The organism is Halomonas sp. HK25 (genome assembly GCF_047795635.1).
Lineage (GTDB): Bacteria > Pseudomonadota > Gammaproteobacteria > Pseudomonadales > Halomonadaceae > Halomonas.
On record NZ_CP181044.1, the window covers coordinates 3,785,177 to 3,806,047 of the forward strand.

Sequence of the window (20,871 nt, forward strand, 5' to 3'; positions counted from 1 at the left end):
ACCGATATCGATTCTGGATGTAGTTACGTGCCGAGACCGATCAGGCCTTGGGACGCTTCGCGCCGTACTTGGAACGGCCCTGCTTGCGGTTCTGCACGCCGGAGGTGTCCAGGGCGCCGCGCACGGTGTGGTAGCGTACGCCGGGAAGGTCCTTGACGCGACCACCGCGGATCAGGACCACGGAGTGCTCCTGGAGGTTGTGGCCTTCACCGCCGATGTAGGAAGACACCTCGAAGCCGTTGGTCAGCCGCACGCGACAGACTTTACGCAGGGCCGAGTTCGGCTTCTTCGGGGTGGTGGTGTAGACGCGGGTACAGACGCCGCGCTTCTGCGGGCAGGCCTGGAGCGCCGGCACGTCGCTCTTGCTGACGGGGCGCTTGCGCGGCTTGCGCACGAGCTGATTGATCGTTGCCATGGGTAGTAGCTGACTCCAATGGGTTGCCTTGGCCTTTTCAGCGGGTGCGGGCGCACCCACCCCACTGTTAAAGGCTGCGCATTCTAATAGCTGACCCTGCGCCCCGTCAAGAGCGATGGCCCACCCGCCAGGACGGACCATCGATTCCGGGGCTCGGATCAGAGTTCTTCGTCGTCGGAATCCAGCGCGGTAAGCTGGGCGCCCAGTTCCTGCTCGACATCGTAGGCCGACGGCGCAAGCGGACGCGCAGGGCCTTCACGCCTGCGGCGACGCTCTTCATGGTGGGCAAGGCCGGTACCGGCCGGGATCAAGCGCCCCACCACCACGTTCTCCTTCAAGCCGCGCAGGTAGTCGCGCTTGCCGGTCACCGCCGCCTCGGTCAGCACCCGCGTGGTCTCCTGGAAGGAGGCCGCTGAGATGAACGACTCGGTGGCCAGGCTGGCCTTGGTGATACCCAGCAGTACCCGCTGGTACTTGGCCGGGAACTTCTCCTGCTTCTCGAGGCGGGCGTTCTGCTCCAGCACCCGCGCCAGTTCGACCTGGTCGCCGGTGATGAAGTCGGAGTCACCGGCATCGGCGATCTCTACCTTGCGCAACATCTGACGCACGATCACTTCGATGTGCTTGTCGTTGATGCCCACACCCTGGAGGCGATAGACCTCCTGGATCTCCACGGTGATGTACTTGGCCAGCTCCGCCACGCCCAGCAGCCGCAGGATGTCGTGGGGGTTGCTCGGGCCGTCGGAGATCACCTCGCCCTTCTCGACGCTCTCGCCCTCGAACACCGCGATCTGGCGCCACTTGGGGATCAGCGCTTCGAAGGGATCACCGCCGCCTTCCGGGGTGATGGTCAGGCGACGCTTGCCCTTGGTCTCCTTGCCGAAGCTGATAACGCCGCTGATCTCGGCCAGTATCGCCGGCTCCTTCGGCTTGCGCGCCTCGAACAGGTCGGCCACGCGGGGCAGACCACCGGTGATGTCCTTGTTGGCAGACGCCTCCACCGGGATACGCGCGACGACCTCGCCGACGCCGATCTTCGCGCCGTTATCGGCGGTGACGATCGACTTGCCGGGCAGCAGGTACTGCACCGGGGTGTCGGAGCCGCTGGCGGTCACCGGCTTGCCGGCCTCGTCATTGAGCAGGATCATCGGGCGTTTGTCGCGACCGGCCATGGGGCGGGCGGCCGACTCGATGACCTCGATGGAGGAGAGACCGGTCATCTCGTCCACGCTGCGGTGAATGGTCAGGCCCTCGTCCATGTCGGCGTACTGCACGGTGCCCTCGCCCTCGGCGACGATGGGATGGGTGTGCGGATCCCACTTGGCCACCGCCTGGCCAGCATCGACGCTATCGCCGTCCTTGACAGAGAGCTCGGCGCCGTAGGGCAGCTTGTAGTACTCGCGCTCGCGGCCGTGATCGTCGGCGACGGCCAGGGCGCTGGAGCGGGACACCACCACCAGCTTGCCGTCGCCGCGTTCCACGTACTTGATGTTGTGCAGGCGCACCTTGCCGCCATGCTTGACCTGGACGCTGTCCACCGCGGAGGCCCGTGAGGCCGCGCCGCCGATGTGGAAGGTCCGCATGGTCAGCTGGGTGCCAGGCTCACCAATGGACTGGGCGGCGATGACGCCTACCGCCTCGCCGATGTTCACCTGGTGGCCACGCGCCAGGTCGCGGCCATAGCAGGTTGCGCAGACGCCATGGGTGGTCTGACAGGCGATGGCGCTGCGCACCACGATCTCGTCGACGCCCATGGTGTCCAGCTCGGCGCACCACTTCTCGTCGAGCAGGGTGCCGCGCGGGATCAGCACCTCGTCACTGGCCGGGTCGATGACGTCCTGGGCGACCACGCGGCCCAGCACCCGCTGGGCCAGGGAGACGATGATATCGCCACCCTCGATGACCGGGTGCAGGGTCAGCCCGTTGTCGGTGTCGCAATCAGTCTCGGTGATTACCATGTCCTGAGCCACGTCGACCAGGCGACGGGTCAGGTAACCGGAGTTGGCGGTCTTGAGTGCCGTATCCGCCAGACCCTTCCGCGCGCCGTGGGTCGAGATGAAGTACTGCAGTACGTTCAAGCCCTCACGGAAGTTGGCGATGATCGGTGTCTCGATGATCGAGCCGTCCGGCTTGGCCATCAGGCCACGCATGCCCGCCAGCTGGCGGATCTGGGCGGCACTACCCCGGGCACCGGAGTCGGCCATGATGAAGACGCTGTTGAAGGAGTCCTGCTCGACCTCGTTGCCGTCACGGTCGATGACGGTCTCCTTCTCGATCCCGTCCATCATCGCCCGGGCCACCTTATCGTTGGCCTTGGACCAGATGTCGATCACCTTGTTGTACTTTTCACCGGCGGTGACGAGGCCCGAGGAGAACTGGTCCTCGATCTCCTTCACCTCATCCTCGGCGGCCTCGATGATCGCGGCCTTGGCGTCAGGGATGACGAAGTCGTTGACGCCGATGGAGGCGCCGGACCAGGTGGCCATGCGGAAGCCGGTGAACATCAGCTGATCGGCGAAGATCACCGTCGCCTTGAGGCCCGCGCGACGATACACCTCGTTGAGCAGCTTCGAGATGGCCTTCTTCTTCATCGGCTGGTCGATCAGCGCGAAGGGCACGCCCTCCGGCAGGATGCGGAACAGCAGCGCGCGACCCACGGTGGTCTTGTAGAGGCGGCGGTGCCGGCTGCGCTCGCCAGTCTCCTCATCCACATCCACCTCGTCCAGACGCACCTCGACTCGGGCATGCATGGCGACGTTCTGAGTGCCGAAGGCGCGATCGACCTCGTCGATGTTGGCAAACACCATGCCCTCGCCCTTGGCGTTGATCTTCTCGCGGGTCATGTAATAGAGACCCAGCACCACGTCCTGGGAGGGCACGATGATCGGCTCGCCGTTGGCCGGCGACAGCACGTTGTTCGTGGCCATCATCAGCGTCCGCGCTTCGAGCTGGGCTTCCAGGGTCAGCGGCACATGGACCGCCATCTGGTCACCGTCGAAGTCGGCGTTGTAGGCGGCACACACCAGCGGATGCAGCTGGATCGCCTTGCCCTCGATCAGCAGCGGCTCGAAGGCCTGGATGCCCAGACGGTGCAGGGTCGGGGCGCGGTTGAGCAGCACCGGATGCTCGCGAATGACGTCGGCGAGGATGTCCCACACCTCCGGCAGCTCGCGCTCGACCATCTTCTTGGCCGCCTTGATGGTGGAGGCATAGCCGAGGCTCTGCAGCTTGGAGTAGATGAACGGCTTGAACAGCTCCAGCGCCATCTTCTTGGGCAGGCCGCACTGGTGCAGGCGCAGGGTCGGGCCCACGGTAATGACCGAGCGGCCGGAGTAGTCGACGCGCTTGCCCAGCAGGTTCTGGCGGAAGCGGCCCTGCTTGCCCTTGATCATGTCGGCCAGGGACTTCAGCGGGCGCTTGTTGGAGCCGGTGATGGCACGACCACGGCGACCGTTGTCCAGCAGGGCGTCCACCGCCTCCTGCAGCATGCGCTTCTCGTTGCGCACGATGATATCCGGCGCATTGAGGTCGAGCAGCCGCTTCAAGCGATTGTTGCGGTTGATCACCCGACGATACAGATCGTTGAGGTCGGAGGTGGCGAAGCGGCCGCCGTCCAGCGGGACCAGCGGACGCAGGTCCGGCGGCAGCACCGGCAGTACCTCCATGACCATCCACGCCGGCGCATTGCCGGAGTTGTAGAAGGCCTCGAGCAGCTTGAGCCGCTTGGAGAGCTTCTTGATCTTGGTCTCGGAGTTGGTCTGGGGGATCTCCTCGCGCAGGCGATCGATCTCCTCGGCCAGGTCGATGTCCTTGAGCAGCGCCTGGACCGCCTCGGCGCCCATGCGGGCGTCGAAGTCGTCACCGAACTCCTCGAGGGCCTCGAAGTACTGCTCGTCGTTGAGCAGCTGGCCGCGCTCGAGGGTGGTCATCCCCGGATCGATGACCACGAAGCTCTCGAAATAGAGCACGCGCTCGATATCGCGCAGCGTCATGTCCAGGAACATGCCGATGCGAGACGGCAGCGACTTGAGGAACCAGATGTGCGCGACGGGACTTGCCAGCTCGATATGGCCCATCCGCTCACGACGCACGGCAGCCTTGGTGACCTCGACGCCGCACTTCTCGCAGATGATGCCGCGGTGCTTCATGCGCTTGTACTTGCCGCACAGGCACTCGTAGTCCTTCACCGGGCCGAAGATCTTGGCGCAGAACAGGCCGTCGCGCTCCGGCTTGAAGGTACGGTAGTTGATGGTCTCGGGCTTCTTGACCTCGCCGAAAGACCAGGAACGGATCATGTCCGGCGACGCCAGCGTGATCTTGATCGCATCGAACTCTTCGGACTGAGACTGCGATTTGAGGACTTTCACCAAATCTTTCATCGGACGGCTCCTAGCTCTCTAACTCGATATCGATGCCCAGCGAGCGAATCTCCTTCACGAGCACGTTGAAGGATTCCGGCATGCCTGCCTGCATGGTGTGATCGCCGTCCACGATGTTCTTGTACATCTTGGTGCGACCCTCCACGTCATCGGACTTGACGGTGAGCATCTCCTGGAGGGTGTAGGCCGCGCCGTAAGCTTCCAGGGCCCAGACCTCCATTTCCCCGAAGCGCTGACCACCGAACTGGGCCTTGCCGCCCAGCGGCTGCTGGGTGACCAGCGAGTAGGAACCGGTGGAACGGGCATGCATCTTGTCGTCCACCAGGTGGTTGAGCTTGAGCATGTACATGTAGCCGACGGTCACCGAACGGTCGAAGGCATTGCCGGTACGGCCATCGTAGAGCGTCATCTGACCGGAGTCCGGCAAATCGGCCAGGCGCAACAGATGCTTGATCTCGTGCTCGTCCGCGCCGTCGAATACCGGGGTGGACATGGGTACGCCCGACTTCAGGTTCTTCGCCAGGGCGATCACCTCGTCGTCGGAGAGGGTCTCGAGCGCCTCGACCCGGGTACCCGGGGTGGAGTTGTAGACCTGCCCCAGGAAATCACGGATCTCGGCGACCTGCTGCTCGCGGGCATCGCGCAGCAGACCATCGATCTTGCGACCCAGGCCCCAGGCCGCGAGGCCCAGGTGGGTCTCGAGGATCTGCCCCACGTTCATGCGTGACGGCACGCCCAGCGGGTTGAGCACCACGTCCACGGGCTCGCCGTTGTCGTCGAAGGGCATGTCCTCGATGGGCATGATCGCCGAGATGACGCCCTTGTTACCGTGACGACCGGCCATCTTGTCGCCCGGCTGCAGGCGACGCTTCACCGCCATGTAGACCTTGACGATCTTGAGCACGCCCGGTGCCAGATCGTCGCCCTGGGTGAGCTTGCGCTTCTTGTCCTCGAAGCGCTCGTCCATCTCCTTGCGACGGTTCTCGAGCTGCTCGTCGGCCTGGGCCAGCAATTCGTTGAGGGCCTCGTCCTGAAGGCGCAGCTTGAACCACTGCTGACGCGGCAGCTCCTCGAGATAGCTCTCGGTAAGTACGTCGTCCTTCTTCAGCCTGGGCCCGCCGTTGACGGACTGGCCGTTCAGGGTGCGCTTGAGGCGTTCGAAGGTGGCATCCTCGGCGATCCGGTAGGTCTCCTGGAGGTCCTTGCGCACCTCGTCGAGCTGCATCTGCTCGATAGCGATGGCCCGGGAGTCCTTCTCCACGCCGTCGCGGGTGAAAACCTGGACGTCGATGACGGTACCCTTCATGCCGGTGGGGGCACGCAGGGAGGTGTCCTTCACGTCGCTGGCCTTCTCGCCGAAGATCGCGCGCAGCAGCTTCTCTTCCGGGGTCAGCTGGGTCTCGCCCTTGGGCGTCACCTTGCCCACCAGGATATCGCCCGGGCCTACCTCGGCACCGATATAGACCACACCGGCCTCATCCAGCTTGGACAGCGCCGACTCGCCCACGTTGGGGATGTCGGAGGTGATCTCCTCCGGGCCCAGCTTGGTGTCGCGGGAGACGCAGGTCAGCTCCTGGATGTGAATGGTGGTGAAGCGGTCCTCCTGGACCACCCGCTCGGAGAGCAGGATGGAGTCCTCGAAGTTGTAGCCGTTCCAGGGCATGAAGGCGATGCGCATGTTCTGGCCCAGGGCCAGATCGCCCATGTCCACGGAGGGACCGTCGGCCAGGATGTCACCGCGGGCCACGCTGTCGCCGGGGCGCACGATGGGGCGCTGGTTCATGCAGGTGTTCTGGTTGGAACGCACGTACTTGGTGAGGTTGTAGATATCGACGCCGGCCTCGCCGCCGATGATCTCGTCCTCGTTGATGCGCACCACGATACGCTTGGCGTCGACCGAATCGATCACACCACCGCGGCTCGCCACGGCGCAGACGCCGGAGTCGCGAGCCACGAAGCGCTCCATGCCGGTACCGACCAGCGGCTTGTCGGCACGCAGGGTGGGCACCGCCTGACGCTGCATGTTGGCCCCCATCAGGGCGCGGTTGGCGTCATCGTGCTCGAGGAACGGGATCAGCGCCGCGGCCACGGAGACCACCTGGCGCGGGGAGACGTCCATCAGCGTCACCTGCTCGGGACGCATGAAGGTGGTCTCGCCCTTGTGGCGCACCTGCACCAGATCGTCGACCAGCCTGCCGCCTTCGTTGACGGTGGCCGATGCCTGGGCGATGACGAAGTCACCCTCCTCGATGGCCGAAAGGTGCACGACGTCGTCGGTCACCTGGGCCTCCACCACCTTCCGATACGGCGTCTCGAGGAAGCCGTAGCTGTTGGTGTGGCTGTAGGTGGCCAGGGAGTTGATCAGGCCGATGTTGGGGCCTTCCGGCGTCTCGATCGGGCACAGCCGGCCGTAGTGGGTGGCGTGAACGTCACGCACCTCGAAGCCGGCCCGCTCGCGGGTCAGGCCGCCCGGGCCAAGCGCGGAGACGCGGCGCTTGTGGGTGACCTCGGAGAGCGGGTTGTTCTGGTCCATGAACTGGGAGAGCTGGCTGGAACCGAAGAACTCCTTGACCGCCGCAGCGACGGGCTTGGCGTTGATCAGGTCCTGAGGCATCAAGCCCTCGCTCTCGGCCATGGAGAGGCGCTCCTTGACCGCACGTTCGACGCGCACCAGACCCACGCGGAACTGGTTCTCGGCCATCTCGCCCACGCAGCGGATGCGGCGGTTGCCCAGATGGTCGATGTCGTCCACTTCGCCGAAGCCGTTACGGATGTGGATCAGCTCCCTGAGCACATCCAGGATGTCGCGACGATCCAGCACGCCGGAGCCGGTGTCGGCGTCACGACGCAGGCGGCGGTTGAACTTCATGCGGCCGACACCGGAGAGATCATAGCGGTCAGCGCTGAAGAACAGGTTGTTGAACAGGGTCTCGGCGCTCTCCTTGGTGGGCGGCTCGCCGGGACGCATCATGCGATAGATCTCGACCAGCGCCTCGAGCTGGGAACCGGTGGTGTCCAGCCTGAGGGTGTCGGAGATGAAAGGACCGCAGTCGAGGTCGTTGGTGTAGAGGGTCTCGATCTGGGTGATACCGGCCTGGGCGATCTTCTCCAGCAGCTCCGGGGTGATCTCGGTGTTGCAGGGACAGATCAGCTCGCCGGTGTTCGGATCCACCTGGTCGCGACCCAGGGTCTTGCCGAACATATACTCCATCGGCACCTCGAGGCGCTCGAGGCCGGCCTTTTCCAACTGGCGGATATGCTTCTGGGTGATGCGGCGACCTTCCTCGACGATCACGCCGCCATCGGCATCCTTGATGTCGAAGGTAGCGGTCTCACCACGCAGGCGCGATGGCACCAGCTCTACGCTGAAGCCGGACTTGTCGATATGGAAGGTGCTGGTCTCGAAGAACTCTTCGAGGATCTCCTCGGCAGTCATGCCGAGTGCGCGCAGCAGCACACTCGCCGGCAGCTTGCGACGACGGTCGATGCGCACGAAGACGCTGTCTTTGGGATCGAATTCGAAGTCGAGCCAGGAGCCGCGGTAGGGAATCACGCGGGCCGAGTAGAGCAGCTTGCCGGACGAGTGGCTCTTGCCCTTGTCGTGGTCGAAGAACACGCCGGGGGAGCGGTGCAGCTGAGAGACGATGACACGCTCGGTGCCATTGACCACGAAGGTGCCGTTCTCGGTCATCAGGGGGATCTCCCCCATGTAGACTTCCTGCTCCTTGATGTCCTTGATCGCCTTGTTGGACGATTCCTTGTCGTAGATGATCAGGCGGACCTTGACGCGCAGCGGCGCCGAATAGGTGACGCCACGCAGCTGGCACTCCTTGACGTCGAACGCCGGGGTACCGAAACGGTAGCTCACATACTCCAGGGCGGCGTTGCCGGAGAAGCTCTCGATCGGGAAGACGGACTTGAAGGCGGCATGCAGGCCGATTTCCATCCGCTCTTCGGGCGAACGGTCCTGCTGAAGGAAGTCGTAATAGGAATCAAGCTGGATCGCCAGCAGGTAGGGCACATCCATCACTTGGGGCAGTTTGCCGAAATCCTTGCGGATGCGTTTTTTCTCAGTGTATGAGTAAGCCATCTGTATTCCCCAGCTTGTTCACCATGGGTGACCGATGCGTGGTCGGCGCCACCCGACGGACGCGACGCCGTCAGGCGATGAAGGCAAGCGCCTGGCATGGGCGCTCGCCTTCGGAATTCGGCTGGCATTTCTGCCCTATCGGCAGAGGCCAGTGACAACAGAAAAAGGCCGGCAGCGGGTGTCCCGCCACCAGCCATGGAAGCTTACGCAGCGCGTGAAGCCATGGAGCCCAAGGCTTACTTGAGTTCCACGCTCGCGCCGGCTTCTTCCAGCTTGGCCTTGGCCGCTTCAGCGTCGTCCTTGGACATGGCTTCCTTGATGGTCGCCGGCGCGCCGTCGACGGCACCCTTGGCTTCCTTCAGGCCCAGGCCGGTGATCTCGCGGACAACCTTGATCACGTTGACCTTCTTGTCGCCGACGCTGGTCAGCACCAGGTCAAACTCGGTCTGCTCTTCGGCAACTTCGCCGGCGGCAGCCGGGCCAGCCACGACGGCGGCGGCGGCAGACACGCCGAACTTCTCTTCCATCGCTTCGATCAGCTCGACCACTTCCATGACGGACATGTCGGCGACGGCGTTGATGATGTCTTCTTTGGTCAGTGCCATTGTCACGTTTCCTAACTTTGCGGGAGTCGCGGTGTCCCGTCGACTCGGGATTCAATATACGATTCAGGCGGCCAACAGGAGTTCGTCTATCAGGCGGCCTGCGCTCAGGCGGCTTCTTCCTGCTTCTGGTCGCGCAGGGCGGCCAGGGTACGGACCAGCTTGCCGGCGGACGCTTCCTTCATGACGGACATCAGCTGGGCGATGGCCTCATCATAGGTCGGCAGGGTCGCCAAGCGGTCGATATCGGCAGCCGGGATCAGCTCGCCTTCGTAGGCCAGCGCCTTGACTTCGAAGTCCTTCTCCAGCTTGGCAAACTCCTTGAACAGACGGGCGGCGGCGCCCGGATGCTCGGTGGAGAAGGCCAGCAGGGTCGGACCCACGAAGCTGTCGTTCAGGCATTCCCACTGGGTGCCTGACAGGGCGCGGCGCGCCAGGGTGTTGCGAACAACACGCACCTGGACGCCATTCTCGCGGGCCTGCTTGCGCAGATCGGTCATCTTCTCGACCGAGACGCCACGAGAATCAGCAACTACGACGGAGAGTGCATCCTTGGCCGCTTCACTGACCTCGGCAACAATCGCCTTCTTGCCTTCGAGTGCTAGTGGCACAGTGATCACTCCTTCGTGCCGGAACCTCGCGATGAGGACTCCGGTGGTTACCATCTCCTCCGGTGCAGCCCGAGGGCGGCAGTCGGAGGTCCTGGGTGATGGTGCTCACCAGAAACCTGGCGGCCACACCATCTGCGCAGGCCATCCCGAAGGGATGATTAAGCCGCCCTTACGGCGAGGGGCGGCACCTGCGGTCTTTGACGGTGCCCCGCCGGCGAGTCTTGCTCCGCTCGGGGACCGCAAAGTTATTGCAAACGATCGATCCGCTGCCCGATCAGACCAGGGCAGAGTGATCGATGGTCAGGCCCGGGCCCATGGTGCTGGACACGGTGACCTTCTTGAGATAGATGCCCTTGGAGGCGCTCGGCTTGAGCCTCTTCAGGTCGGCGACCAGCGCCTCCAGGTTGCCCTGGATGGCGGCGGCATCGAAATCGACCTTGCCAAGGGTGGTGTGGATGATGCCGTTCTTGTCGGTACGGAAACGCACCTGACCGGCCTTGGCATTCTTGACGGCGGTGGCCACGTCCGGAGTCACGGTGCCGACCTTGGGGTTCGGCATCAGACCACGCGGACCGAGGATCTGGCCCAGCTGGCCGACGACACGCATGGCGTCCGGCGAGGCGATGACCACGTCGAAGTCGAGCTGGCCCTTCTTGACCTGCTCGGCCAGGTCGTCCATGCCGACAATATCGGCACCGGCTTCCTTGGCGGCATCGGCGTTGGCACCCTGGGTGAAGACGGCAACGCGCACGTCCTTGCCGGTACCGTTGGGCATGACGGTGGCACCGCGCACCACCTGGTCGGATTTACGCGGATCGACGCCCAGGTTGATGGCGACGTCCAGCGACTCCTTGAACTTGACGGTGGACAGCTCGGCGAGCAGTGCCACGGCCTCATCCAGAGCGTAGGCCTTGGTCGGGTCGACCTTCTCGCTTATCAGTTTTGCACGCTTGGTCAGCTTGGCCATGATCAAAGACCCTCCACATTCAGGCCCATGCTGCGGGCGCTACCGGCAATGGTACGCACCGCGGCGTCGAGATCGGAAGCCGTCAGATCCGGCTCCTTGGTCTTGGCGATCTCTTCGATCTGCTCGCGGGTCACGGTACCGACCTTCTTCTTGTTCGGCTCACCGGAGCCGGACTTGATACCAGCGGCCTTCTTCAGCAGGACCGCGGCGGGCGGGGTCTTGGTGATGAAAGTGAAGCTGCGATCGGAATAGACGGTGATCACCACGGGAGTGGGCAGACCCGGCTCGATCTCCTGGGTTGCGGCGTTGAACGCCTTGCAGAACTCCATGATGTTGACGCCGTGCTGGCCCAGCGCGGGGCCGACGGGGGGACTCGGGTTGGCTTTACCGGCTGCGACCTGCAGCTTGATGTAAGCCTGTACTTTCTTGGCCATGTTGAACTCCAGTTGGGTAGTAGCGCCTCTCGGCTCCCCGGTGATGCGGCCACCTCAGCGGCCACCTTGCTTGTGTCAGGCCGAGCGGATCACTCCTTTTCGACCTGAGCGAATTCCAGCTCGACAGGCGTGGAGCGACCGAAGATCAGCACGCTCACCTGCACGCGACTCTTGTCGTAGTTGACCTCTTCGACCACGCCGTTGAAGTCGGCAAAGGGGCCGTCGACCACCCGCACGGACTGACCCGGCTCGAACAGCGTCTTGGGTCGCGGCTTGTCGGTGCCGTCCTGAACGCGGCGCAGGATGGCATCTGCCTCCTTCTGGGTAATCGCCGCCGGCTTCTCCTTGGTGCCTCCGATGAACCCCATGACACGCGGGGTTTCGTTGACCAGGTGCCATGTCTCGTCATCCATTTCCATCTCGACCAGCACATAGCCGGGATAGAACTTGCGCTCACTCTTGCGACGCTTGCCGTCACGCATCTCGACGACTTCCTCGGTAGGCACCAGGATCTCGCCGAAGCGGTCCTCCATGCCATGCATCTTCACGCGCTCGATGAGCGAGCGCATGACATGCTTCTCGAAGCCGGAGTAGGCGTGCACGACGTACCAACGCTTGGACATGGAGGCTCCTAACCAATGACGCCGGACATCGCCCAGCCAAGAAGGGTGTCGATCAGCCACAGCATCAGGCCAACCACCAGCACGGCCACCAGCACGATGGCGGTGGTCTGCACGGTTTCGGGGCGCGTCGGCCATACCACGCGCTGGATTTCCTTCTTGGCGGCGCGAGCCAGTTCGGCGAGTTCGCGGCCGCGGGTGGTGGTCAGAGCCACCACACCAGCCAGCGCACACAGCGCAACGACACCCAGCACACGATAGAGCATGGCCAGATCGGCAAAGTACGTATTGCCGACAACAGCCAGCACCAGCAGCGTGACGACAACCGCCCACTTGAGCCCGTCGCGGCGCGACTCCTGCACCTCGGCGCTATGCTTCATGAAAACGAGACTCCTCAGGGTGCGGCAATCGAAACGTGAAATCTTTCGGGGACTCGCCAGCCTGGGGAAGACTGGCAGGCCAGGAGGGAATCGAACCCCCAACCTGCGGTTTTGGAGACCGCTGCTCTGCCAATTGAGCTACTGGCCTGTATCTGCCTCTTGACCACCCCTTGCAAGCGGTCTTGCAACAGCGGGCGCCATGATAGCGGATTGATGCCCGCCTGGCAACCCCTCACCGCCGCGGTGGCGGGGAAAGAGAAAAGGCGAGCCTAGGCTCGCCTTTTCAATGTGGAGCTCATGGACGGATTTGAACCGTCGACCTCACCCTTACCAAGGGTGTGCTCTACCCCTGAGCTACATGAGCAAAACCCTTGCATCTTGAGATGCTGGAGCGGGCAGCGGGAATCGAACCCGCACCATCAGCTTGGAAGGCTGAGGTTCTACCATTGAACTATGCCCGCCTACCCACTCTTGCTGCCTGACCCCGATCGGGGCTTCCGGCGAAATCTGGTGGAGGGGGAAGGATTCGAACCTTCGAAGCTTTCGCGGCAGATTTACAGTCTGCTCCCTTTGGCCACTCGGGAACCCCTCCTGCTGGCGGCATATGTTACCACCCTTTTCCACGGTGTCAAGATGCTGTTTTCTCAGCCTTCTTGACCGGAAACCTGAAACCCTACGGGCACTGGCTTCCCCTTGGAACGCGGCGAATTGTGTCAAAGCAGCATGGAGAATGCAAGCCCCGCGCGAATCTTTTCCAGCGCCACCGGTGCCGGCACCCTTGGCGCGCCGGACATCCGCCCGGCACGCTCGGCGGCGGTCAGCGGGAAACAGGCCTCCAGCCCTCCGTAGACCATGTCTGGCCAGACGGCGTGGGGCACCTGGAGCCCTCTGGAGACCACCCTGGCATCACCGCCGGTCATCAGCAGCGGCAGGGCCACTCCCTCCATGTCGCACACTTCGGCATAGGTACGATTGATGGCGCTCACCGCCGCCATGTAGATCCCGTGGTTGACCGCCTCTACCGTGCGCCTCCCCGGAACCAGCAGCTCCTCGGCCTCGCTGTCCGGGTCGATCGCCACGTTGCGGGTCCCGAGCTTCAGGCTCTCCTTCATCAGCCGCAGTCCCGGCAAGATGTACCCCCCCAGGTGGCGGCCGCCTGGCAACACGAAGTCGATGGTGATAGCGCTGCCGCAGTCCACCGCACAACAGCCGCCCGCCAACTGATAGCCTGCCAGAGCTCCCAGCCAACGGTCGACGCCCAGACGCTCCGGTTCCTCATAGCCATTGGTCACGCCGAGCGACTCCGAGGTCGAGCGTGCCACGTGAACATGGCCCACCTGCCGATACAGCAGCGCCACGGTCTCCTCCAGCACGGCACGTCGGGCCACGCTGGAGATACGCACCGACTCCACGATATCCAGGTCGGGAATGTCCGACCCCGGGCGCCACTCCTCCCGGGTCCACACCGCACCTCGTGAGCGAATCTCGCTGCTGTCGGCATCTTTCAGCCGCCACTTCGACAGGGTGTTGCCGATATCCAGGTCGAGAATCATGGCCGCGCTCGCAGGCTGATCTCACCGCCGGCCAGCCGCAGCTGTTGACCCTGCTGACGGACCAGCAGGTTCCCCGCGGCATCCACGCCCTCGGCCACCGCCTGTTCGCGCTCCTGGCCCCGCAGAATATCCACCTCATGGCCAGCATAGGCGTGACGCTTGTTCCAGTCCGCCTGCCACAACGCGAAGCCCTCTTTCTCGAAATTGGCCACCAGGGGCAGCAGCGCCTCGATCAGCTCGACGGCGAGCTCATTACGCAACACCTCGGGCGCCTGGTCATGAACAGCCGCCGCCGGCTGACCAAGCCCCTCGCGAAACGCCGGAGGCAGGTCAATGTTGATTCCCATCCCGATCACCACTGTGCAGGGCCCCGCGGTATCACCCGTCACCTCGACCAGGATGCCGGCCAGCTTGCCCAGGCCACCACCCGGCCCCTCGAGCAACACGTCGTTGGGCCACTTCAAGCGTGGCGCCATCCCGTGGCGCTCCAGCACCTGGGACAACACCACCCCCACCGCCAGGCTCAGGCCCTCCAGGGCCGCCACTCCGGACTCCACCTGCCAACCAAGCGAGAGCATCAGGCTGCGCCCCCAGGGCGTGCTCCAGGTGCGCCCTCGCCGCCCACGACCGGCACTCTGCTGCTCGACCAGGCAGACCTCGCCATGACCTGCGCCCTGGTCGAAGCGCTCACGCAGGAAGGCATTGCTCGACGGCAGGGTCTCCTCGACGAAGAGCCGGGTCAGAAGCCCGCGCGACTCCCGCGACAGGCCGGCGACGATGCGCGACCCATCGAGAAGCTCCAGCGGCTCCGCCAGGCGGTACCCCTGCCCCTTTACGGCCTCCATGACGATCCCCAGCGCCTCCAGCTTGCGCAGTTGCTTCCACACCGCCGCCCGCGATACGCCCAGCCGCTCGCCAAGCTGCTCGCCGGAGTGGAACTCGCCGTCGCTGAGCAGGCGAATCAGGTCTCCGATGGTCATTCGTAACCCTCAGACGGGAAAGGGTTCATTCTAGCGGATGCGGGGCGCCCCCGGAAACGCCGAAGGCATAAACGCCGACACCCCGGCCTCCTTCGAGACCGGGGTGCCGAAATGCGAAAAGCCCCGCGCTCTTTCGAACGCGGGGCTTTTCTCTATAAGTGCCTGACGATGATCTGGCCGGCACTCCGGGACTCTCACATGGGGGTGAGACCGCCCGGCCCTTCGCGGCACCGCCGCGAGGGCGGTCGAACGCCCCGAGCCGGCGAGGGGGCGGCCCGCGAAGCGGCCCCACAAATAAAGAGCGGGTTTCCCCATGTCCATGAAAAAACCCCGAGCATCTGAATGCCCGGGGTTTTTTCGCTATAAGTGCCTGACGATGACCTACTCTCACATGGGGAGACCCCACACTACCATCGGCGCTGAGCGGTTTCACTGCTGAGTTCGGCATGGGATCAGGTGGTTCACGCACGCTATGGTCGTCAGGCGAAAAACGGTGAATCATGCTGACGTCGAGACGTCTCAATCGTATCCGCTGTCCTCTGTCATCGACAGACCACTTGGGTGTTATATGGTCAAGCCTCACGGGCCATTAGTACAGGTTAGCTCAACGCCTTGCAGCGCTTCCACACCCTGCCTATCAACCAGCTGGTCTCGCTGGGCCCTTCAGGAGGCTCAAGGCCTCAGGGAAGTCTTATCTTGAAGGGGGCTTCCCGCTTAGATGCCTTCAGCGGTTATCCTGTCCGCACATAGCTACCCGGCAATGCCACTGGCGTGACAACCGGAACACCAGAGGTGCGTCCACTCCGGTCCTCTCGTACTAGGAGCAGCTCTTCTCAAACTTCCAACGCCCACGGCAGATAGGGACCGAACTGTCTCACGACGTTCTAAACCCAGCTCGCGTACCACTTTAAATGGCGAACAGCCATACCCTTGGGACCGACTTCAGCCCCAGGATGTGATGAGCCGACATCGAGGTGCCAAACACCGCCGTCGATGTGAACTCTTGGGCGGTATCAGCCTGTTATCCCCGGAGTACCTTTTATCCGTTGAGCGATGGCCCTTCCATACAGAACCACCGGATCACTAGAACCTGCTTTCGCACCTGCTCGACGTGTCTGTCTCGCAGTCAAGCACCCTTATGCTCTTGCACTCACTGCACGATTTCCAACCGTGCTGAGGGTACCTTCGTGCTCCTCCGTTACGCTTTGGGAGGAGACCGCCCCAGTCAAACTACCCACCACACACGGTCCTCGATCCGGATAACGGACCTGAGTTAGAACGCCAATGATGCCAGGCTGGTATTTCAAGGTTGGCTCCACCCGAACTGGCGTCCGGGTTTCCTAGCCTCCCAGCTATCCTACACAAGCAACATCAGCGTCCAGTGTGAAGCTATAGTAAAGGTTCACGGGGTCTTTCCGTCTAGCCGCGGGTACACAGCATCTTCACTGCGATTTCAATTTCACTGAGTCTCGGGTGGAGACAGCGTGGCCATCATTACGCCATTCGTGCAGGTCGGAACTTACCCGACAAGGAATTTCGCTACCTTAGGACCGTTATAGTTACGGCCGCCGTTTACCGGGGCTTCGATCAGGAGCTTCGCTTGCGCTAACACCATCAATTAACCTTCCGGCACCGGGCAGGCGTCACACCCTATACGTCCGCTTGCGCGTTTGCAGAGTGCTGTGTTTTTAATAAACAGTTGCAGCCACCTGGTATCTTCGACCGCCTCGTGCTCGGGGAGCCAGTCCCTCTACACTAACGCGGCGTGCCTTCTCCCGAAGTTACGGCACCATTTTGCCTAGTTCCTTCACCCGAGTTCTCTCAAGCGCCTGGGTATTCTCTACCTGACCACCTGTGTCGGTTTGGGGTACGGTCCCACTGTATCTGAAGCTTAGAGGCTTTTCCTGGAAGCGTGGCATCGATGACTTCCTGACCGTGGTCAGTTCGTCTCGCGTCTCGGCCGTCTCAGTGAAGAGAGTGATCCGGATTTTCCTGAATCACTGGCCTACTCGCTTTCACCAGGACAACCAACGCCTGGCTCACCTAGCCTTCTTCGTCCCCCCATCGCAATACAGTGAGGTACGGGAATATTGACCCGTTTCCCATCGACTACGCCTTTCGGCCTCGCCTTAGGGGCCGACTCACTCTGCTCCGATTAGCGTCGAACAGAAACCCTTGGTCTTCCGGCGGGGGAGTTTTTCACTCCCCTTGTCGTTACTCATGTCAGCATTCGCACTCGTGATACCTCCAGCAGACTTCTCAATCCACCTTCATCGGCTTACACGACGCTCCTCTACCGCTCATCCAGAGGATGAACCCGTAGCTTCGGTACCTGGTTTGAGCCCCGTTACATCTTCCGCGCAGGCCGACTCGACTAGTGAGCTATTACGCTTTCTTTAAAGGATGGCTGCTTCTAAGCCAACCTCCTAGCTGTCTGAGCCTTCCCACATCGTTTCCCACTTAACCAGGATTTCGGGACCTTAGCTGACGGTCTGGGTTGTTTCCCTTTTCACAACGGACGTTAGCACCCGCTGTGTGTCTCCCACGCTGCACTCACCGGTATTCGGAGTTTGCCTCGGGTTGGTAAGTCGGGATGACCCCCTAGCCGAAACAGTGCTCTACCCCCGGTGGTGATACGTGAGGCGCTACCTAAATAGCTTTCGAGGAGAACCAGCTATCTCCGGGCTTGATTAGCCTTTCACTCCGATCCACAAGTCATCCAAATCTTTTTCAACAGATCCTGGTTCGGTCCTCCAGTTGATGTTACTCAACCTTCAACCTGCTCATGGATAGATCGCCCGGTTTCGGGTCTATTTCCAGCGACTGGTCGCCCAGTTAAGACTCGGTTTCCCTACGCCTCCCCTAATCGGTTAAGCTCGCCACTGAAAATAAGTCGCTGACCCATTATACAAAAGGTACGCGGTCACAGAACATGTCTGCTCCCACTGCTTGTACGCACACGGTTTCAGGATCTATTTCACTCCCCTCGCCGGGGTTCTTTTCGCCTTTCCCTCACGGTACTGGTTCACTATCGGTCAGCCAGGAGTATTTAGCCTTGGAGGATGGTCCCCCCATGTTCAGTCAGGGTTTCTCGTGCCCCGACCTACTCGATTTCACATGATCAGATTTTCGACTACGGGGCTATCACCCACTATGGCCGTGCTTCCCAGCACGTTCGTCTAATCAGTCACATGCTTAAGGGCTGGTCCCCGTTCGCTCGCCGCTACTGGGGGAATCTCGGTTGATTTCTTTTCCTCGGGGTACTTAGATGTTTCAGTTCCCCCGGTTCGCCTCCCAACACCTATGGATTCAGTGTGGGATACCCTGCTGATGCAGGGTGGGTTTCCCCATTCAGAGATGCCCGGGTCGCAGGTCGTTTGCCACCTCGCCGAGCCTTATCGCAGGCTACCACGTCTTTCATCGCCTCTGGCTGCCTAGGCATCCACCGTGTGCGCTTCATCGCTTGACCATATAACCCCAAGGGGTCTGATCTGCGATGACAGTTTGACAATTGCCGGATACGCTTGAAACATATCTCGTGTTCTTTCCTTGCGGAAAGAACGTTTGTCAGCATGATTCACATTGTTAAAGAGCAGTTAAAGCTGGAAGCTTTAAGCTGGAAGCTGGAAGAGCCGCCCGCCGCGTGGCAGGTGTCTCGTTCAGCGCCTAGCTTAAGGCTTACGCTTTGTTGTCGACTGTTGTGGCCTTACTTCACGCTTCAGGCTTTCAGCTTCAAGCTTGAGAGTGGTGGAGCCTAGCGGGATCGAACCGCTGACCTCCTGCGTGCAAGGCAGGCGCTCTCCCAGCTGAGCTAAGGCCCCTGAACCGAAGCTAGAAGCGGTAAGCTTGAAGAAAAACCCGGCGTAGTGAGCACTCGGGGTTGTCTTCTAGCTTCAAGCTTATGGCTTACAGCTTGTCATGGTGGGTCTGGGCAGATTTGAAATAAACCCCGCGACCTCACCCTTCTCTTTGCAGAACTTCCGGGGGTGCGCTCTAACCAACTGAGCGTCCCGGCCGTTCAGAGAATGGTGGGTCTGGGCAGATTTGAACTGCCGACCTCACCCTTATCAGGGGTGCGCTCTAACCAACTGAGCTACAGACCCGGCTTCCAACCACTGGGCCGTTGACCCAAACAGTCTTTTGCTCTGGTCGATCAGGTAATTCATTGTGAGCACTTGCCGCGTGTCGGCGACGTCGTCGTTAAGGAGGTGATCCAGCCGCAGGTTCCCCTACGGCTACCTTGTTACGACTTCACCCCAGTCATGAACCACACCGTGGTGATCGCTCCCCCGAGGGTTAAGCTAACCACTTCTGGTGCAGTCCACTCCCATGGTGTGACGGGCGGTGTGTACAAGGCCCGGGAACGTATTCACCGTGACATTCTGATTCACGATTACTAGCGATTCCGACTTCACGGAGTCGAGTTGCAGACTCCGATCCGGACTGAGACCGGCTTTTCGGGATTAGCTCCACCTCGCGGCTTCGCAACCCTTTGTACCGGCCATTGTAGCACGTGTGTAGCCCTACCCGTAAGGGCCATGATGACTTGACGTCGTCCCCACCTTCCTCCGGTTTGTCACCGGCAGTCTCCTTAGAGTTCCCGGCATGACCCGCTGGCAAATAAGGACAAGGGTTGCGCTCGTTACGGGACTTAACCCAACATTTCACAACACGAGCTGACGACAGCCATGCAGCACCTGTCTATGCGCTCCCGAAGGCACCAAGGTATCTCTACCAAGTTCGCACGATGTCAAGGGTAGGTAAGGTTCTTCGCGTTGCATCGAATTAAACCACATGCTCCACCGCTTGTGCGGGCCCCCGTCAATTCATTTGAGTTTTAACCTTGCGGCCGTACTCCCCAGGCGGTCGACTTATCGCGTTAACTGCGCCACAAAGGTCTCAAGGACCCCAACGGCTAGTCGACATCGTTTACGGCGTGGACTACCAGGGTATCTAATCCTGTTTGCTACCCACGCTTTCGCACCTCAGCGTCAGTGTCAGTCCAGAAGGCCGCCTTCGCCACTGGTATTCCTCCCGATCTCTACGCATTTCACCGCTACACCGGGAATTCTACCTTCCTCTCCTGCACTCTAGCCTGACAGTTCCGGATGCCGTTCCCAGGTTGAGCCCGGGGCTTTCACAACCGGCTTATCAGACCGCCTACGCGCGCTTTACGCCCAGTAATTCCGATTAACGCTCGCACCCTCCGTATTACCGCGGCTGCTGGCACGGAGTTAGCCGGTGCTTCTTCTGTGGGTGATGTCCTTCCTCGAGGGTATTGGCCCCAAGGCTTTCTTCCCCACTGAAAGTGCTTTACAACCCGAAGGCCTTCTTCACACACGCGGCATGGCTGGATCAGGCTTGCGCCCATTGTCCAATATTCCCCACTGCTGCCTCCCGTAGGAGTTCGGGCCGTGTCTCAGTCCCGATGTGGCTGATCATCCTCTCAGACCAGCTACGGATCGTCGCCTTGGTGAGCCATTACCTCACCAACCAGCTAATCCGGCATAGGCTCATCCGATAGCGCAAGGTCCCCATTCCGAAGAACACGGATCCCCTGCTTTCTCCCGTAGGACGTATGCGGTATTAGCCTGGGTTTCCCCAGGTTATCCCCCACTACCGGGCAGATTCCTATGCATTACTCACCCGTCCGCCGCTCGTCAGCATCCAGCAAGCTGGACCTGTTACCGCTCGACTTGCATGTGTTAGGCCTGCCGCCAGCGTTCAATCTGAGCCATGATCAAACTCTTCAGTTTACGATCATATAGTCCTTACCCTTCAAGGAAGGAAGCGGACCAAACTTGGCTCAAGGGTCAAACGTTCTCAAAAAGCTCCGAGGA

Annotated in this window: 11 protein-coding genes, 6 tRNA genes and 3 rRNA genes; all 20 read right to left on the minus strand. The window is 61.8% G+C overall.

Features of this window, described 5'->3' with window-relative positions; all coding sequences use genetic code 11:
- Positions 1 to 40: 40 nt before the first annotated feature.
- On the minus strand, positions 41 to 415 hold the full coding sequence (rpsL, locus tag ACM26W_RS17850; RefSeq protein WP_110070664.1) for a 30S ribosomal protein S12: 375 nt from the start codon (positions 413 to 415) through the stop codon (positions 41 to 43).
- A gap of 158 nt (positions 416 to 573) precedes the next feature.
- On the minus strand, positions 574 to 4,794 hold the full coding sequence (gene rpoC / locus ACM26W_RS17855) for a DNA-directed RNA polymerase subunit beta' (protein WP_416138307.1): 4,221 nt from the start codon (positions 4,792 to 4,794) through the stop codon (positions 574 to 576).
- 10 nt (positions 4,795 to 4,804) lie between these two features.
- Positions 4,805 to 8,884, minus strand: coding sequence for a DNA-directed RNA polymerase subunit beta (gene rpoB, locus ACM26W_RS17860; RefSeq protein ID WP_416138308.1), 4,080 nt, complete (start codon positions 8,882 to 8,884; stop codon positions 4,805 to 4,807).
- 236 nt (positions 8,885 to 9,120) lie between these two features.
- Entirely contained in the window at positions 9,121 to 9,489 is a 369-nt protein-coding gene (gene rplL / locus ACM26W_RS17865) for a 50S ribosomal protein L7/L12 (RefSeq protein WP_416138309.1), read from the minus strand.
- A 104-nt stretch (positions 9,490 to 9,593) separates the two neighbouring features.
- Positions 9,594 to 10,097, minus strand: coding sequence for a 50S ribosomal protein L10 (gene rplJ / locus ACM26W_RS17870; RefSeq protein ID WP_416138310.1), 504 nt, complete (start codon positions 10,095 to 10,097; stop codon positions 9,594 to 9,596).
- 274 nt (positions 10,098 to 10,371) lie between these two features.
- Positions 10,372 to 11,064 (minus strand): 50S ribosomal protein L1, encoded by a 693-nt coding sequence (rplA, locus tag ACM26W_RS17875; protein ID WP_416138311.1) that lies wholly within the window; start codon positions 11,062 to 11,064, stop codon positions 10,372 to 10,374.
- 2 nt (positions 11,065 to 11,066) lie between these two features.
- Positions 11,067 to 11,498, minus strand: a complete 432-nt coding sequence (gene rplK / locus ACM26W_RS17880; RefSeq protein WP_416138312.1) for a 50S ribosomal protein L11 — start codon at positions 11,496 to 11,498, stop codon at positions 11,067 to 11,069.
- Between the two features lie 89 nt (positions 11,499 to 11,587).
- Positions 11,588 to 12,121, minus strand: a complete 534-nt coding sequence (gene nusG / locus ACM26W_RS17885; RefSeq protein WP_416138313.1) for a transcription termination/antitermination protein NusG — start codon at positions 12,119 to 12,121, stop codon at positions 11,588 to 11,590.
- A gap of 8 nt (positions 12,122 to 12,129) precedes the next feature.
- Complete coding sequence (secE, locus tag ACM26W_RS17890) at positions 12,130 to 12,498, minus strand: preprotein translocase subunit SecE (protein ID WP_416138314.1); 369 nt, start codon at positions 12,496 to 12,498, stop codon at positions 12,130 to 12,132.
- A 72-nt stretch (positions 12,499 to 12,570) separates the two neighbouring features.
- Positions 12,571 to 12,646 (minus strand) — tRNA-Trp (locus ACM26W_RS17895).
- 141 nt (positions 12,647 to 12,787) lie between these two features.
- Positions 12,788 to 12,862: transfer RNA gene (locus ACM26W_RS17900), tRNA-Thr, on the minus strand.
- A 23-nt stretch (positions 12,863 to 12,885) separates the two neighbouring features.
- Positions 12,886 to 12,959 (minus strand) — tRNA-Gly (locus ACM26W_RS17905).
- A 47-nt stretch (positions 12,960 to 13,006) separates the two neighbouring features.
- Positions 13,007 to 13,090: transfer RNA gene (locus tag ACM26W_RS17910), tRNA-Tyr, on the minus strand.
- A gap of 121 nt (positions 13,091 to 13,211) precedes the next feature.
- A complete protein-coding gene (locus ACM26W_RS17915; protein WP_416138315.1) occupies positions 13,212 to 14,051 on the minus strand; it encodes a type III pantothenate kinase in 840 nt (279 codons plus the stop codon).
- Positions 14,048 to 15,031: a biotin--[acetyl-CoA-carboxylase] ligase gene (locus ACM26W_RS17920; protein WP_416138316.1), complete on the minus strand. Its 984-nt coding sequence runs from the start codon at positions 15,029 to 15,031 to the stop codon at positions 14,048 to 14,050. Before ACM26W_RS17920 ends, ACM26W_RS17915 begins: the two co-directional genes overlap by 4 nt.
- 368 nt (positions 15,032 to 15,399) lie before the next feature.
- A 5S ribosomal RNA gene (gene rrf / locus ACM26W_RS17925) occupies positions 15,400 to 15,515 on the minus strand.
- An 84-nt stretch (positions 15,516 to 15,599) separates the two neighbouring features.
- Positions 15,600 to 18,500, minus strand: a 23S ribosomal RNA gene (locus ACM26W_RS17930).
- Positions 18,501 to 18,776: 276 nt separating this feature from the next.
- Positions 18,777 to 18,852: transfer RNA gene (locus tag ACM26W_RS17935), tRNA-Ala, on the minus strand.
- 205 nt (positions 18,853 to 19,057) lie between these two features.
- Positions 19,058 to 19,134: transfer RNA gene (locus ACM26W_RS17940), tRNA-Ile, on the minus strand.
- Between the two features lie 98 nt (positions 19,135 to 19,232).
- Positions 19,233 to 20,787: ribosomal RNA gene (locus tag ACM26W_RS17945) — 16S ribosomal RNA — on the minus strand.
- The 16S, 23S and 5S rRNA genes sit together here with 2 tRNA genes alongside, the layout of an rRNA operon.
- Positions 20,788 to 20,871: the final 84 nt, after the last annotated feature.

Excerpts from the sequence above, each read along its gene's own strand:
- rpsL (WP_110070664.1), bottom strand. The coding sequence starts at position 415 with ATGGCAACGATCAATCAGCTCGTGCGCAAGCCGCGCAAGCGCCCCGTC.
- rpoC (WP_416138307.1), bottom strand. The coding sequence starts at position 4,794 with ATGAAAGATTTGGTGAAAGTCCTCAAATCGCAGTCTCAGTCCGAAGAG.
- rpoB (WP_416138308.1), bottom strand. The coding sequence starts at position 8,884 with ATGGCTTACTCATACACTGAGAAAAAACGCATCCGCAAGGATTTCGGC.
- rplL (WP_416138309.1), bottom strand. The coding sequence starts at position 9,489 with ATGGCACTGACCAAAGAAGACATCATCAACGCCGTCGCCGACATGTCC.
- rplA (WP_416138311.1), bottom strand. The coding sequence starts at position 11,064 with ATGGCCAAGCTGACCAAGCGTGCAAAACTGATAAGCGAGAAGGTCGAC.
- rplK (WP_416138312.1), bottom strand. The coding sequence starts at position 11,498 with ATGGCCAAGAAAGTACAGGCTTACATCAAGCTGCAGGTCGCAGCCGGT.
- nusG (WP_416138313.1), bottom strand. The coding sequence starts at position 12,121 with ATGTCCAAGCGTTGGTACGTCGTGCACGCCTACTCCGGCTTCGAGAAG.
- secE (WP_416138314.1), bottom strand. The coding sequence starts at position 12,498 with ATGAAGCATAGCGCCGAGGTGCAGGAGTCGCGCCGCGACGGGCTCAAG.
- ACM26W_RS17915 (WP_416138315.1), bottom strand. The coding sequence starts at position 14,051 with ATGATTCTCGACCTGGATATCGGCAACACCCTGTCGAAGTGGCGGCTG.
- ACM26W_RS17920 (WP_416138316.1), bottom strand. The coding sequence starts at position 15,031 with ATGACCATCGGAGACCTGATTCGCCTGCTCAGCGACGGCGAGTTCCAC.